This is a genomic window from Candidatus Flexicrinis affinis (assembly GCA_016716525.1).
Classification (GTDB): domain Bacteria; phylum Chloroflexota; class Anaerolineae; order Aggregatilineales; family Phototrophicaceae; genus Flexicrinis; species Flexicrinis affinis.
In genome coordinates this window covers 1,752,743-1,767,397 of the sequence record JADJWE010000001.1, presented here as the reverse complement: position 1 = coordinate 1,767,397, position 14,655 = coordinate 1,752,743, and the positions used below count along the sequence as shown (strand labels likewise).

Here is a 14,655-nt window from a genome sequence, read left to right as displayed (position 1 = left end):
CGTTCACTCGAAAACGCGTACCACGGAGGACCAATGTCCGACCTGCTATCCCTATTCGAAGCTATCGCCCGTATCGAAGCCGATATGCCGCGCATGTCGACTGAGAGTGTTGACCTCTTCGCGGCGGCAGGACGCGTATTGGCGGAAGACGTAGTCAGCCCAATCGATCTGCCGCCGTTCGATACGTCCGCGATGGACGGCTATGCAGTGCGTGCGGCTGATGCCGGCGAAGGCATGGGCGTCCGTGTCGTGCAGGACATCCGCGCTGGCGGTTGGCCTGATCGCGCACTCGGGGCAGGGCAAGCAGCGCGCATAATGACCGGAGCGCCGCTGCCGGACGGAGCCGACAGCGTCGTGCCGGTCGAAGATACCGATGCCGACTGGCGTGGAGGACAGTCTCCAGCGACCATCACGGTGCGGATTGCAGCGACAACGGGCGGCAACGTCCGCAAGCGCGGCGAGAACGTCGCGCGCGGGCAGACTGTGCTGCGTGCGGGTCATCGGCTGCGCGCGGTGGATGTGGGGATGCTTGGTTCGCTCGGATTGGGGACGGTCGCGGTCGCGCGCCAGCCCCGCGTAGCGATTCTCACCAGTGGTGACGAACTTGCGCCTTACGGGAGGCCGCTTCGGGACGGTGAGATCTACGACGGCAACACGCCCATGCTCGCCGCGATGCTGGCCCGTTTCGGCGCGGCGCCTGATGTCCTTGCTCCGGCGCGCGACACATTCGAGTCTGTACGCAGCACGTTCGAAGCCGCACTTGCGCTCAAGCCCGACATGATTGTGAGTTCGGCCGGCGTATCGGTGGGTGCGGCGGATTTCGTGAAAGAGGTTCTCGACCAGCTCGGTGAAGTCGGGTTCTGGCGCATCAATTTGCGCCCGGGAAAGCCGCTTGCGTATGGCCGGCTTGGCGCAGTTCCGTTCTTCGGCTTGCCGGGCAATCCGGTCAGCGCGTTCGTGACCTGCGAGCTGATCGTCAAGCACGCGGTGTACGCGATGCTGGGCCGCGTCGTCGATACGGAAGTCGTCAACGCGACGACCGAGCACGATATCGAGTCTGACGGGCGGCGAAGCTATTTGCGCTGTGCGCTCACCTCGACGCCGGACGGATGGACGGCCCGCCTCACCGGGACGCAAAGCAGCGGGGCGCTGTACTCGCTCGTCGTTGCCGACGGCTTGCTGATTGTCGATGAAGGCGTGCGGTACGTAGAAGCGGGACAGCCCGTACAGGTGCAGCTTCTGCGCTGAGAACAAAAAACGGGCGGAGGTTGATGCCTCCGCCCGTCGAGTTTGTGTGCTAGTTGCTGCCGTGTGAGCGCAGCGTACGCGCGATGATGTCTTCCTGCTGCTGGCGCTGCTTCTCTTTACGGTTGGTCGCGGATGAGCGCCCGCCGTCCGACGAGTCACCCTTCATGGCCTTTTGCAGCGCGAGCGCCATCGCCGTGAGCTGTGGCTCGTCGTCCTCGTCGTCCTGATAAGACGACATCGACTCCTCGACAGGCTTCATGCTCAAGTCGATCTGCTTCTTCTTGCGGTTGTACTTGAGGACGCGCACCTGGACCTTGTCGCCGACCTTCACGACATCCGAGGCCTGCTTGACGAAACCTTCGGCCAGCTCGCTGATGTGGGCCATGCCCGGGCGCTCCGCGCCGATGTCGATGAACGCGCCGTAGCTCTCAACGCGCACGACTTCGCCGTCGTAAGTTTCGCCCTCTTTGATCTCTTCCCAGTTGACCTTCGCCGGCTTGACCAGCGAGACGGCGACGCGCTTGTTCTCGGCGTCGACCTTCAAGACATAGACCTTCAGCGAGTCGCCGATCTTGACGACGTCGCCGACGTTGCGGACGTTGGGCTTGCCGAGCTGCGAGATGTGCAGCAGCGCGTCGCTCCCAATGCCGATATCGACGAACGCGCCGTACAGCTCAATCGCTTTAACCGTGGCCGTGCGTTCTTCGCCAACCTGCAGGCTGGCGAGGGATGGGGTGTCGTTCATGGTGGGCCTCTCCTCTTGGGATAGGTTGACGAATTTGCTGGGACGCGCCCGCAGGCGATGAAACGTCCCGATTTAGCCTTCAGGTGTTTCGTTCGCTTCGGGAGTCTCCGCGCCGTCTTCATCGCCTTCCTCGGTCGGAATAGGCGTGACGTTAAAGGGACGTGCTACATAGGCTTGGAAGCTGTCGTAACCCAGCCAGTCGTGAAGTTGGCTGGTCTCGATGACCTGCTGCATGTCTTCTGCGCTGAGGTACAGCGCGGCAAAAATCTCGCTGGTCTCGCTCACCGTACCGGACTCCGAGCCCGCTACAAATGCATAAACCACGAGGCTGCGTTCCGGGTAGAACAAGGCCGCTGCCGCCTGCTCGGGCGATACTTCGGTCCCGCTGAAGTACACCGGTTCTCCGAGATTGTCAATCACCTCGGCAAGCGTGTTCTCAGGGGCAAGCTGGAGCAGCATCTGGTCGACGATTTCGCCGTTGCGCGAGTAAACGAGGCAGCACGGTACGCCGCCGTCGCGCTGGAAGGTCGCGGCGATCTCGCCCGTTTCGTCGTTGGTCTCGGTCTTGAGGTCAGCGATGCCTTCTGTGTCCTCGAGGATGGTGAGGGCGTCTCCCCAGTCGGTGACACCCGGTGTGATCCCGTTCCAGCACGGGGCGCTGCACGGTTCATTGTCCACGAGGCTGTTATCGATCAGGAACTGAGGGTTACGCAGTTCGGGCGGCGCCGCGCATGCAGCAGCCACGACCACGACGAACAGCAGCAGGAGCAAGATACGCAGTTTCATGCGGGGCAACTTTCAATGTCACATGGACAAAACCGTGCTGACGGTGAAATTCCGGCACGGGGCTTGGAACCGAACCGAAATTGTATCGCAGGGGAAATGCGAATTCTAGTGCGGTTTGTCACGAACGGGTCGGGCGCCAACAGCCGATTTTGACCTGAGCGCCCGACCCATTCGTGCCGCAGCTATTCGACCGAATAGGACAGCTGATAGGTCCCGGTCGTTCCACCGTAAATGGTGGCAAAGTGCGTGGCGAGTATGACGTAGCGGCCCGTTTCGGGAAGCGTAAATCCGTCGATCAGCGAGTCGGTGGTGGTTCCGATAATCGCGTCGTCGTTGGCGGCCACTTCGAACAGGCTGGGGCTGATCAGGAACAGGCTGGTGTCGAGTGAGCCCTGCGTGCGTTCCATGCGAACGTCAACGACCTGACCCGCTTCACCATTGAACGTGTAGACGTCGAACTTGTTGTCTGCGCTGATCGTGCCGCGAACCACTTGATTGGGCAGCAGCGACGGGGCCGATTCGAGCTCGCCGGAGAAATTCAGCGTCTCGCTGCCACCGATGATCCCGCCTTCGCCAAGCGACGCGACTCCCGTCGGTTCGATGACGAAGCTGGTGACGAAGCGGCTGTTGAGATTCGGGCTGACAGGGATCGCGCCGATCTGCTGACCCGCGACGGAAATGTACAGCGTTGCATTGACCGCGCGCGTGTCCGCACACTGGTTCTGGTACCACACCTCGACTTCGTAGCTTCCACCGCGGCCGAGGCCGGTCGGCCAGTAGATGTGCGAGACCGGAGTTGCCAGCGACACCGTGCAGTTTACGTTGCCTTGCGCGAACATGCGCCCGCCCGACGGCACGGTAAGCTGATCGTCGTAGACCGACTGCCCGGACGGGTCGCGAACGAGAAGCTGCAAGTCCGCGTTCGTGTTCCAAACCAGCGTGATCTGAATGTCGCCGGTCGGCAGGCCGAGGTCGACGACCTCTTGGGGCAGGGCCGTGGTCTGAGTCTGTACCAGAATGTCGTACTCGCCGGCGGTGCCGCCGACATCCTTGCCGTAGCGCGTCGCGACCACGGTGTACTGGCCATCGACCGGAAGCCGCAGCGGCGGATTGTTGATGGCCGAGTCCGTGACGTTGCCGGCCACGATATCGTCGTTATCGGCGATGATGCCGCCGGACGGATCGAGCACGAGAAGCAGCGTATCCAGGCTTCCCGACACGCGTGTCATGCTGATCGACACGACTTGATTGGCGGTGCCGTCAAACGAGTACAGGTCGAAATAGCGATCGCCGTTGATGATCCCGCGTGACGGCAGGCCATCGGTAAGGGCGGTGCGCTGCGCCGTATCCAGCGCGGTGCGCAGGGTCGACGGGATGCTGCGCGTATCGGTGTACGGGCCCGATGCGCCCGCTGCTGCCGTGCCGTCCGTGTTGACCACGAAGCTGGTGATGTACACGGTCGAGTTGCCGTTGATCGGAGGCGTCAGAGTGCCGTTGACAACCGGAAGCTGCACGCCGTCGACCGTAATCGTGACCGAGAAGGGCTGAGGCCCATTGTTCTCGCAGTCTTGCCGGTAGTACACAAGCACTTCGTAGCTGCCAACGGGGATTGCACCGGCAGCATAGTTGGCGGTCTCGGTCGCCGGGCTGTTGAGGACTTCGCACAAGCCGTTTACGTCAAACCCGAAAGACCCGCCGTTCTGGTTCGTGCGGCTGTCGAAGAACAGGCGCTCGCCGAACGGATCGCGAACCTCGAGATTGAGGTCGGCCGTGGACAGCCAGTCGAGTTGTACTTGCAAGCCTGTGGTGGTCAGGACCTGACCGAGTTGGAATCCATCGGTCGGGTCGGCGCTGACATCGGTTGCTGGCTCGGTCGTCGCGACAGGTTCAGGCGTCGCGGCAGGCGCGTCGGTTGTGGCCTCCGGTGCCGACGTTTCGGCCGGAGCGGGTGTATCCCCGGCGGCCTCAACAAGGAGCCGATATTGGCCAATTCGCTCGACCGAGTCGATCGAGGCAAAGATGGCGATGATGTTGGCGCCTTCGACCAGCGTGATATTCAGGGCGGACACACTGCCGCTTCCGCTGGCATCGCTGGCGGCAGCGAGCTGATTGCCCGCGCTGTCAGTCACCACAAACGAGAGGACCAACCCGGGCTGCGACGTGAGGCCGACGTTGACGACGTCGCCAGCAGCGGCGGACAGCGTATAGATTTGCGCTGGGGTTAGCGGAGAGATTTCGCCGACGATCGGCTCGCCCAGCGTGATGCTGCGCTGACCCTGCGCACTGGCGCCAACAACGAGCGCGGCGAGTGCGGCGACGATCCCCGCGAGTCGAACTACAAAGCGAGTCTTCATGCTCGGCTCCGTCAATATGAACGGCTGCAAGGTCTGCAGTCTAGCGTAATCGCGCGAACGGTGACAACCGCGTATTCCCGCCGACTGCCTGACGCATCCTCAAGTATAGCGCCAATTAAGGGGTCTGGGTGGCGACTTCGGCTTCTGGCGGCGCGAGCTCGACAAATGAGGTCACGCCCTGACGCACCGAGACGGTCTGCGAGACGCGTCGGCCGTTGATTGTCGCGACAACCTCATAACGGCCGACCGGAACGTCGCTGAATACGAAGTTCTCGCCCCAAACTGGGTCCGGGTTGACCTGCGAACCACTGCCACGGAAGACGTAGGTCGTCGTGACATCGCGCGTGGTGCCGGCAATCACAAGGCTGACGTCGGCATCGTCGATGAAGTTGCCGCGTGCGTCGACCACTTTGCCGGCAATCGTGCCACGGTTGACATACGGCGCGAGCCACAGCACCGGGTTGTACGTCGATCCATACGTATTGGTGCCCACGCGGACCTCGAAATGGACGTGCGGGCCGCCCGTCTGCCCGGTGTTGCCGACCAGTCCGATCGCCTGGCCGGTGACCACACGCTCCCCAGCCGAAACGAGCGGCGCTTCGAGGTGGGCGTACAGGGTCCACAGCGGCTGACGTTGATAGACGTAGTCATGCTCGATGACGACCACGTTTCCGTACGACGGTGAACCCTGGAAGATCGGCGTGTCCTCGCTGGTGGCGAAAATCACAACGCCACTGCCAGCGGCGCGTACGGTTGTCCCGATTTCGTTGGCGACGTCAATACCGTGGTGGATCGGATACGGGTCTTCGCGCGGACCATCGGTGCCGTATTCATAGTAGTCGAGGCCGCGGTTGGTGCGGTCGGCGTCGATTGGCCGAACAAACCAGTAGTGGTCGCGCGGGTCGATCGCCAGCGGGACGGGAAGCGACGGTGGATTGGTCGGTACCGGGCGCGGGGTCTGCGCCAATCGGGTCGCGATCGGCACGGCCGTCGTGTCAAGCGCGGCGACTGCGGCCGGGGTCGCGGTGACTCCCGACAGCGGCGCGTCGATCACGACTCGTTGAACCAGCTCACCCGCGGGAAGCGGGGCAGACGTCGGCTGCGTGTCGACCGGAAGCGTTGGCACGACGAAACTCTGGCCGGGCAGCGCGACCGTCGGTACTGGTGTTCCAGCGCCGCTAACGCCGATACGCAGGATGTCCTGCCACGGCTGTGAAGGGCCGGTGTTGACCGGTTCGGTCGGGACGACGGGCCGCAGGGTTCCAGCAGTCGGGTCGGCGTTGCTGGACAGCAGCGCGACCAGTCCGGCGACAGCTGCGAACAGGATCACCGCGGCGGCGAAGCTACTCCGACCCATATCAGCCCCCGGTCGATGCTTGCTGGTTGGGCGTGGGGGTGGGCAGGAACCCGCCGAGCTGATCGTCTGTCCACAGTTCCTGCATGGCTTGCAACCAACTCAAGCCGTCGGGCTTGTGGAACATCCAGTAATTGATGGCGTTGAAATTGAGGCGCCAGTCCGAAGAAGCGGGATAGGGCAGCCACCCGAAGTCCGCAGCAACGTCGGTCAAGTCGACATAATAGCCTTCAGGGATCGAGTCGCGCAGCTTGCCGCCGGCCTCGTAGGCCGAGACGTCGCCGCTGGTTCGAGCCTCGAAGTCCCACGGCAGGCCGCGCAGCGGTTCACCAAGCTGGCCGGACTGGGCATCTTCAGCGACCCGCACGAACACGCGCCAGCGCGTCTCGATGTCGGTATCCTCGCGGAAGATCTCGACCTCGCGCGGGAAGCCGGCGAGCGCGCTGTTCTTGTTGATCGAGAAGGCGCGGCCGGTCTTATGCCAATTTCGGACTTCTTCGCCCAACTGCGGGCGTTGATTGATGTCCCAGAACGCGTCGTCAAGCCGCCCGAGGAAGTCGCGCCCGGTGAGCGAATTGACCCGCTCGCGCAGTGCGTTGAACGAATCGTTGACTCGATCGCTGAGCCGCGGGCTTGGCGCTTGCACGTTGCGTGTCAGGATACCCAGCGGGTACAGCCCGTTGGCGAACTGCGTCTCCTGCTCCGTGTACAACGCCGACGTGCCTGACGGCAGCCCTCCGCTGTTGACGAGGGCAGAGGGCAGCGGTTGACCCGTCCACGATGGGCTGTTCGAACGCGCCGGCACGCGGATCAACTGCGGGATCGCATCCGCGCCGCCGAACGGATACACCGTTAGGTCGGTTGCGCTGCGCGTATCGACCGCCGCGACCAGCGCCGTGCCATCTGGCGACCATGCCGGTGCGCGCCCGCGCCCGATCACCTGCGGCGCCGCGTTGGGATCGTTCATGTCGTGTACGAAGACTTTCTCGATTCCAGCGTCCAGTGCGCTGTAGGCGAGGTAGCGGCCATCCGGCGACCAAGACGGGTAATCCTCGTCGATTCCGGCCGTGCGCGTCAGGTTGTAGGGCGAGCCGATGTCGTCTAGCGACACGATGTAGATGTCGCCGTTTCCGTCGCGCCAACTGACGAACGCGATCAGCCGACCTTGCTGTCCCTCTTGTGGCGACCACGCAGGGCGCATGTCCGCGCTGGGATGCTGCACAATCGCCTGCACGCTTGCGTTCACATCGGTCACGGGCAGCACGTAGACGTCGAAGCTGCCGCCTTGATACGTCTCATACACGAGCCAGTTGCCGTCCGGCGACCACGACGGTGCGCCTTCGAACGCGAGGTTGAAGGTCATGCGGCGGGTCTGCGACGTGATGAGATCGTAGATGTACAGTTCCCAATTGCCGTCTTGATTCGAGGCGTAGGCGAGCTTTGTGCCATCAGGCGACCATACTGCGTCACGTTCGTCGGCTGCGTCGTTGGTAATGCGCAGGGGCTGACGGCTCGTGACTGGCACAACCCACAGGTCGGTCTGGCCGTTCTCGCGCACGGTGTACGAAATGCTCCCGCGTGACTGAAGCACGGCCGGGATTTGCGTGGCGGTCGGGATTGGCGACGCGACGGCAATCGGAACTACATTGGTCGGCGTTGCGGTCGCCGCGCCGACGATCGCAAGGTCGGGGTTTGGCAGAACGGCCACGGTTTGCGGCCGGGGCTGGGTGGCCCACAGGATCACGACAATAACGGCGATCAAGCTCAGCGCGAGCAGCGCGCTCAAGGCGCGGTTACGTGCGCGCAGCGGGTCCTCTTGCACGGCAGAGCGCATGTCCGAACGTGCCGAACGGCGGGCCATCGCGCCCTGATACCCGCTGGCGGTCGATGTCACGCTGATGCCGAAGAGCCGTAATATCAACCTGCCGACAGGTGCCAGGACGGTGCCGATGGCAGCGAGAATCGCCACGATCACCGACACGACGAAGCCGACCAACCCCAATATGCCGGATCGCTGTCCGACGGGTTTGCCCGCAAAGATCAGCAGTCCATCGGCCAGCAGCGACGACAATACGCCGATGGTCTTCAGGAAGATGAGCGAAAGTCGGTCGGTCAGGCGATACGCGCGAAGGAGCATGCAGTCGTTTTCTAATGCGTGGACGACACCGCCGAATTGTAAACACAATCATCGGTGCCGGCAATTGACGGAACCCTGACGATTAGTAGCACTCGCGCCGCGCGCTCTCTATAATCGTGCGCCGGTACGCGTAACAAGGGTTTATGTGAGGGGGCCATGCGCTCGATGCGTTTCCTACTAGCGGTGATCGGAATGGTGTTGGTCGCTCAGTCCGCGGTGGCACAAGAGCAGAGCAGTGGTCAAACCTATACGGTGAGGTATGGCGACTCGCTCTACAGCATCGCCCTACGCTATGGCGTCACGGTTGCTGAACTGGCAGAGGCCAACGATATCGAATTCACGTGGCGTATCGACATCGGGAAGGTGCTGGTCATCCCGGGGTTGGAAGACCCGACCGGCGATGTCGATGTGGCAAACCCGCTTGTCGCTTCGGCGCCGATTCAACACACGATCCGCCCCGGCGAGACGTTGAACGCGATTGCCACCCGATACGGCGTATCGGTGGACTTGCTGATGCGCGCCAACAACATCACCAATCCGAATCTGATCCTATACGGTCAAGTCCTGAGCATCTGGACGGAAGCGTCGGCCGCAGCCGAGACAGATGCAGCGGCGGCGGTCGAGGCTTCTGCACCGCCGCTAATGCACACCCTCCGTGCGGGAGAGACGCTGGGCGCAGTTGCGACGCGCTACGGGGTCAGTCTATCGGCGTTAGTGGCAGCCAACAATATCGCCAACCCGAACTACGTTTATGCCGGTACCAGCCTCGTCATCCCCGGCCGCACCGCCGACGCGTCAACCGGCTCGTCTGCCGACGCGCTCGCTGCAGTTACGCCGCCGCAGGCGACCATCACCGAAGGTAAGCAGGTCGTTGTTGACCTCAGCGAGCAGCGCGTCTATGCTTTCGAAAACGGTACGCTCGTCTGGACTGCGATCGCATCGACCGGCCTGCCGGCCACGCCGACGGTGACCGGCGATTTCAAGGTGTACTACCGGCTCGACTCGCAGACGATGAGTGGGCCCGGCTACTACCTGCCGGGTGTCCAGTGGGTGCAGTACTTCTACTCCGGATACGCACTACACGGCACGTACTGGCATAACAACTTTGGCCAGCCCATGAGCCACGGCTGCGTGAACCTGACCAATGCCGACGCGTACTGGCTGTACAACTGGGCCACCATCGGCACGCCGGTTCACGTCAAGATCTAGCGTTCCGTGATCTAGCTCCCCGCAAGGCCGAGCGCCGCCGCCTCGGCCTTCATCGCATCGAGCACACGCACGATGTGCTCGTCCAGCGGCACGCCAAGCGCTTCGGTGTGATGCGCGATCTCCTGCCGGTTGACTGGGCGGGCGAATGCCTTGTCCTTCCATTTGCTCTTGACCGACTTGAGTTCGACCTCGGCGATGCTCTTTGACGGGCGCACGAGCGTAACGGCTGTCAGGAAACCGGTAAGTTCATCCACGGCGACGAGCGACTTCTCCATCAACGATTCCGGCATGACGCCGGTGCGTTCGTAGCCATGCGACAGGATTGCCCTGACGACGACCTCGTTCACGCCACGCTCACGCAGAATGCGGCTGCCGACGATCGGATGGCCGCCATTCTCCATGTCCGGATACTTCTCGTAGTCGAAGTCGTGCAGCAGCCCGACAAGCCCCCAAAGCTCCTCATCCTCGCCAAAGTGGCGGGCGTAGGCGCGCATCGCAGCTTCGACGGCGAGCATGTGCCTGCGAAGCGAATCGCTTTCGGTGTACTCCGTGACTAGCGCCCATGCATCTTCGCGATTCATCGGTGACCTCCTCAAGATCCGGCTGGGATTGTAACGCACGCTGCAAGCGTGTTAGACTGGAATACAACATTGGAAGAATCTTGAAAGGAATCCATCGTGAAGTGGCTTGTGATTGGCGGTACACGTTTCTTGGGTCGTGCATTTGTCGAACAGGCGGTTGCCGACGGACACGAAGTGACGTTGTTTAACCGGGGGATGTCCGGCCCGGACTTGTTTCCTGACCTAGAGACGATCACGGGCGACCGCACGAACCCCGACGATCTCGCCAAGTTGGCGGGACGCACGTGGGACGCTGTATTTGACCCCAGCGGCTACCTGCCCGGCGTCGTCCGGCAAACCGTGGACGCCCTGCACGGGGCCGTCGGGTACTACGTCTTCATCTCGAGCATCAGCGTGTATCGGGATTTCATGCAGCCCGGAATCGATGAAACCTATCCGGTTGGCACGATTGACGATCCGACCGTCACCGAAGTCAACAACGAGACGTACGGCCCCCTGAAGGCACTGTGCGAGCAGGTTGTCGAGGATGCGTTCCCGGGAAAGGCGCTCAACGTCCGTGCCGGTCTCATCGTAGGGCCGTACGATCCGTCCGATCGCTTCACATACTGGGCGACCCGCATCCAGCGCGGCGGGGACTTCCTCGCGCCGGAAAGCCCGGCATATCGCGTACAGGTGATCGACGCGCGCGACATCGTCGACTGGGTGCTGCGGATGGCACAATCAGGCGCTGCTGGCACGTTCAACGTCACCAGCGAACAAATGTTGTTCGGTGACGTCGTCCAAGCGGTGCAGCAGGTCACGGGCAGCGACGCCGCGCCGATCTACGTCGACGCCCAATTCTTGTCCGACAACGACGTGCAGATGTGGATGGAACTTCCGCTGTGGATCCCGGAAAGCGAAGCGGGTTTTGCGCACATGTCGAAAGTGTCGGTCAAACGGGCTGTTGACGCGGGACTGCGAAACCGACCACTGGTCGATACCGTGCGCGACCTGTTGGCTTGGACGGCAACTCGGCCTTCAGACTATGCGCCGCGCGCCGGCCTCGCTGCGGACAAGGAATCGCGTGTATTGGACCTATGGCGTGCCAATCACGGTTAGCGTAAACTGATTCTAGCTAGCCAGATGCACCGGGGGGAGGTCTGCTCATGCAAACATCCGCCTCGCCGTCGAGTCCTCGCGCATTTGGCGTCGTCGCCCTGCTTCTGATCGCCGTTGGGTTCTCCGTCAGCCTGTACTTGTCGTACACAAAGCTTGCGGACATCCCGGTCGCTTGTGTTGAAGGCACCGCCTTCAACTGCGAAACGGTGCAAGCTCATCCGATCGGCCAGATCGCAGGAATACCGGTCTCCGTGCTGGGGCTTCTGATGTATGCTGCTCTCGCTGTGCTCGAATTCGGGCGGGGCCGCGTGGCAATCCTCGAGTCAAACGGCGAGATTCTTTTCTTCGGAGTCGTGCTGCTCGGTTGGCTTTTCTCGATGTGGCTCGTTTACGCGCAGGCCAACATCATCCACGCATGGTGCATTTGGTGCCTCACGCATGAGGTCGCGATTTCCGGGCTGCTCGTTCTGGCAATATGGCGCGTCAGGCGGCACTTCCTTTCGCTGCGCTGACGCGCCCTAATCTCTGGTGGTGTCATCGCCTATAGCTCGGCAGCGGGTTCCGCCGCGGCCTCGTCGGTCTCGCCGGCCCCGCCATTCTCATCCGTCGGCTCCGGCGCGACAAATCGTGGCGTGACGGTGACGACCTTCGCCATCTGTTCGTCCTTGCGATCCATCGACATCAGTATGTCGCCGCCGGGCCTGCCGCGGATCACCTGCGGGATGCGCTTCGCCGAGACCTTGACGGCCTTACCGCGGTTGCTTAGCAGATAGACGGTACCGTCTGCGTCAATGACGCCGGCGGCCGCAAGTTCGCGGCTGGACTTGGGCAGGCGCATGGTAATGACTCCTCCGCCGGCGCGTCCCTGCTGAGGATAGTCAGACACTGCCGACAGTTTCGCGACCGCGTCATCGCTGACCGCGACGACGAACAGCCCGTCTGCGACGACGTGCGCGCTGATCACTCGTGCCCGTTCGTTTGGCAGCTTGATACCTTTCATGCCGCCCGCAGGGAGACCAGTCGGGCGCACGTCCTTTTCCGAGAAGCGAATGGCCTGTGCTGCCGAGCTAGACAGCAGCACGTCGTTCGCCCCAGTCGTCGTATAGGCCCATCCAAGTGCATCGTCCTCGGCGACGTTCATCACCGGGAACGGCTTCATAACCAGCCCGGGCAAGTCCGACAGCCGCACACGTTTGACCATGCCCTGTGTAGTTGCCATGAACAGGTAACCCGTCTCGTTGCCGGCGGGGAGACTCAGCACGGCGGCGAGTTCATCGCTGGAACTGAACGGGCTTAGCTCATGGAACATCGGTGCAGCGGCGACGTCTTCCAACTCGGGAATCTGTTGCATGGGAACAGTCGCACATTGACCACGCGTCGTAATCAGGTAAACGACGTGATTGCCTGAGCCTTCCACCAGCTCGCGCGGGGGATCCTTGACGTCGGCGGCAATTCGCGGGACCTGTTGGCCGGTCATGCGCGCAATCCGTCCGCTGTGGCTTACCGCCAACAGGACCGGCTCTTCGGGCAGGAAGAGCGCCTCGGCGGCCCCGGTACCGGCGGTGCTGTCTACGATAACGGTGCGGCGCTTGTCGCCATACGCGGCGCGCACGTCGCGCAGCTCCTGCGCGATCACGCCGCGCATCTGCGGTTGGCTCTCCAGCAACCCTTCGAGGTACGCGATCAGCTTGAGCTTCTCGTCGTACTCCTCCTGAATCTTGGCCCGTTCGAGGGCGGCCAACCGGCGCAGCTGCATGTCGAGAATGGCCTGGGCCTGCTCGTCGGTGATGCCAAGCAGCTTGATGAGTCCTTGGCGCGCGGCCTCCGCATCTGCTGCCGACCGGATCGTGCGAATCACCTTTTCGATCGCGTCGATGGCCTTGAGCAGACCTTCGAGAATGTGCGCGCGCGCCCGCGCTTTGGCGAGGTCGTATACGCTGCGACGGCGCACAATCTCGAGCCGATGATCGAGATACACGCGCAAAAGCTGCTTGAGCGAGAGGATGCGCGGCTCGTCGTGGACCAGCGCCAACATGATGATGCCAAACGTCTCTTGGAGCTGGGTGAGCTTGTACATACGCACCAGCACTTCGGCCGCGTCGACGCCGCGCTGCAGCTCGATCACGAGCCGCAAGCCCTGTCGGTCGGACTCGTCACGAAGGTCGGAAAGTCCCTCGAGTTTGCCCTCGCGCACCAGATACGCGATGCGTTCGACCAGCGACGTTTTGTTGACCTGATAGGGCAGCTCGGTGACGATGATGCGCTGCTTGCCGCGCCCCATATCTTCGATATGCGCCTTGGCGCGTATGGTGATCTTGCCGCGGCCGGTGGCGTACGCCGCGACCAGAGGATTGTCTCCGTCTTCCTCGGCACCATCTTCGTGATGATAGACGAGGCCGCCGGTCGGGAAGTCCGGCCCTTTCACGAACTGCATCAGGTCGTTGGTCGTCAGGTCTTCATACGAGTCCCAACGGTCAAGCATGTAAATCAGCGCGTCGACCACTTCGCCGAGGTTGTGCGGGGGGATGTTTGTGCTCATGCCGACCGCGATGCCGGTGGCGCCGTTGACCAGCAGGTTCGGCACGGTCGAGGGCAGGACGAGCGGTTCCTGCAAGCTCCCGTCGAAGTTGTCGCCGAAATCGACCGTTTCTTTTTCGATATCGGCCATCAATTCGTCGCCGACCTCGGCCATACGAGCCTCGGTATAACGCATCGCCGCGGCGCTGTCGCCGTCGATGCTACCGAAGTTGCCCTGACCGTCGATCAGCGTATAGCGCATGGCGAAGTTCTGCGCCATACGCACGAGCGACTCGTACACCGCCCCGTCCCCATGCGGGTGATACTTGCCAAGCACCTCGCCAACGATACGCGCGGACTTCTTGTAAGGCGTGTTGGCCCGCACGCCCATGTCGTACATGGCGTACAAGATGCGGCGGTGGACCGGCTTTAGGCCATCGCGTGCATCAGGAAGCGCGCGCGAGACGATCACGCTCATCGCATAATCGATGTACGCGTCACGCATTTCCTGCTCGATCGTGATTTGACGGGTATGTCCGTTGTCCATAAGAATCAGGGCGTCCTGTAGGATTGCTCTTGACCGGCGCGGTCGCCGCGTAGTCTAACGCAAACCAGCGATCCGGTGA

General features: G+C 62.5%; 11 protein-coding genes. 4 read left to right on the top strand and 7 right to left on the bottom strand.

All coding sequences use genetic code 11. The features are described from left to right. Positions 1–33 precede the first annotated feature (33 nt). Entirely contained in the window at positions 34–1,248 is a 1,215-nt protein-coding gene (locus IPM16_07640) for a molybdopterin molybdotransferase MoeA (protein MBK9122983.1), read from the top strand. Between the two features lie 49 nt (positions 1,249–1,297). Here IPM16_07640 and IPM16_07635 read toward each other — a convergent pair whose 3' ends face one another. The 5 genes from IPM16_07635 to IPM16_07615 form a co-directional block, all read right to left on the bottom strand. Continuing rightward, positions 1,298–1,993 (bottom strand): S1 RNA-binding domain-containing protein, encoded by a 696-nt coding sequence (locus IPM16_07635; GenBank protein MBK9122982.1) that lies wholly within the window; start codon positions 1,991–1,993, stop codon positions 1,298–1,300. A gap of 72 nt (positions 1,994–2,065) precedes the next feature. After that, the gene (locus IPM16_07630; protein ID MBK9122981.1) at positions 2,066–2,779 is read right to left on the bottom strand and encodes a hypothetical protein; all 714 of its coding nucleotides are present in this window, start codon (positions 2,777–2,779) and stop codon (positions 2,066–2,068) included. Between the two features lie 182 nt (positions 2,780–2,961). After that, on the bottom strand, positions 2,962–5,133 hold the full coding sequence (locus IPM16_07625; protein MBK9122980.1) for a pre-peptidase C-terminal domain-containing protein: 2,172 nt from the start codon (positions 5,131–5,133) through the stop codon (positions 2,962–2,964). Positions 5,134–5,248: 115 nt separating this feature from the next. Next, positions 5,249–6,490 (bottom strand): peptidoglycan DD-metalloendopeptidase family protein, encoded by a 1,242-nt coding sequence (locus IPM16_07620; protein ID MBK9122979.1) that lies wholly within the window; start codon positions 6,488–6,490, stop codon positions 5,249–5,251. 1 nt (position 6,491) lies between these two features. Further along, complete coding sequence (locus IPM16_07615) at positions 6,492–8,624, bottom strand: PD40 domain-containing protein (protein MBK9122978.1); 2,133 nt, start codon at positions 8,622–8,624, stop codon at positions 6,492–6,494. A gap of 156 nt (positions 8,625–8,780) precedes the next feature. Between IPM16_07615 and IPM16_07610 the strand changes: the two genes are divergently transcribed. Next, positions 8,781–9,833 (top strand): LysM peptidoglycan-binding domain-containing protein, encoded by a 1,053-nt coding sequence (locus tag IPM16_07610; GenBank protein MBK9122977.1) that lies wholly within the window; start codon positions 8,781–8,783, stop codon positions 9,831–9,833. 11 nt (positions 9,834–9,844) lie between these two features. On the opposite strand, the gene IPM16_07605 is transcribed toward IPM16_07610, so the two are convergent. Next, positions 9,845–10,414 (bottom strand): HDIG domain-containing protein, encoded by a 570-nt coding sequence (locus IPM16_07605; GenBank protein MBK9122976.1) that lies wholly within the window; start codon positions 10,412–10,414, stop codon positions 9,845–9,847. Between the two features lie 96 nt (positions 10,415–10,510). Here IPM16_07605 and IPM16_07600 point away from each other — a divergent pair, with 96 nt between their 5' ends. After that, positions 10,511–11,512, top strand: a complete 1,002-nt coding sequence (locus IPM16_07600) for an NAD-dependent epimerase/dehydratase family protein (GenBank protein MBK9122975.1) — start codon at positions 10,511–10,513, stop codon at positions 11,510–11,512. A gap of 47 nt (positions 11,513–11,559) precedes the next feature. Then, positions 11,560–12,024 (top strand): vitamin K epoxide reductase family protein, encoded by a 465-nt coding sequence (locus IPM16_07595; protein MBK9122974.1) that lies wholly within the window; start codon positions 11,560–11,562, stop codon positions 12,022–12,024. Positions 12,025–12,053: 29 nt separating this feature from the next. Here the strand turns inward: IPM16_07595 and gyrA are convergent, their stop codons facing one another. Next, the gene (gene gyrA, locus IPM16_07590; GenBank protein MBK9122973.1) at positions 12,054–14,576 is read right to left on the bottom strand and encodes a DNA gyrase subunit A; all 2,523 of its coding nucleotides are present in this window, start codon (positions 14,574–14,576) and stop codon (positions 12,054–12,056) included. Between the last annotated feature and the right edge of the window lie 79 nt (positions 14,577–14,655).

What these genes read in the sequence shown, in the direction of transcription:
- IPM16_07640 (MBK9122983.1), top strand. Translation starts at nt 34, where the DNA reads ATGTCCGACCTGCTATCCCTATTCGAAGCTATCGCCCGTATCGAAGCC.
- IPM16_07635 (MBK9122982.1), bottom strand. Translation starts at nt 1,993, where the DNA reads ATGAACGACACCCCATCCCTCGCCAGCCTGCAGGTTGGCGAAGAACGC.
- IPM16_07630 (MBK9122981.1), bottom strand. Translation starts at nt 2,779, where the DNA reads ATGAAACTGCGTATCTTGCTCCTGCTGCTGTTCGTCGTGGTCGTGGCT.
- IPM16_07625 (MBK9122980.1), bottom strand. Translation starts at nt 5,133, where the DNA reads ATGAAGACTCGCTTTGTAGTTCGACTCGCGGGGATCGTCGCCGCACTC.
- IPM16_07620 (MBK9122979.1), bottom strand. Translation starts at nt 6,490, where the DNA reads ATGGGTCGGAGTAGCTTCGCCGCCGCGGTGATCCTGTTCGCAGCTGTC.
- IPM16_07615 (MBK9122978.1), bottom strand. Translation starts at nt 8,624, where the DNA reads ATGCTCCTTCGCGCGTATCGCCTGACCGACCGACTTTCGCTCATCTTC.
- IPM16_07610 (MBK9122977.1), top strand. Translation starts at nt 8,781, where the DNA reads ATGCGCTCGATGCGTTTCCTACTAGCGGTGATCGGAATGGTGTTGGTC.
- IPM16_07605 (MBK9122976.1), bottom strand. Translation starts at nt 10,414, where the DNA reads ATGAATCGCGAAGATGCATGGGCGCTAGTCACGGAGTACACCGAAAGC.
- IPM16_07595 (MBK9122974.1), top strand. Translation starts at nt 11,560, where the DNA reads ATGCAAACATCCGCCTCGCCGTCGAGTCCTCGCGCATTTGGCGTCGTC.
- gyrA (MBK9122973.1), bottom strand. Translation starts at nt 14,576, where the DNA reads ATGGACAACGGACATACCCGTCAAATCACGATCGAGCAGGAAATGCGT.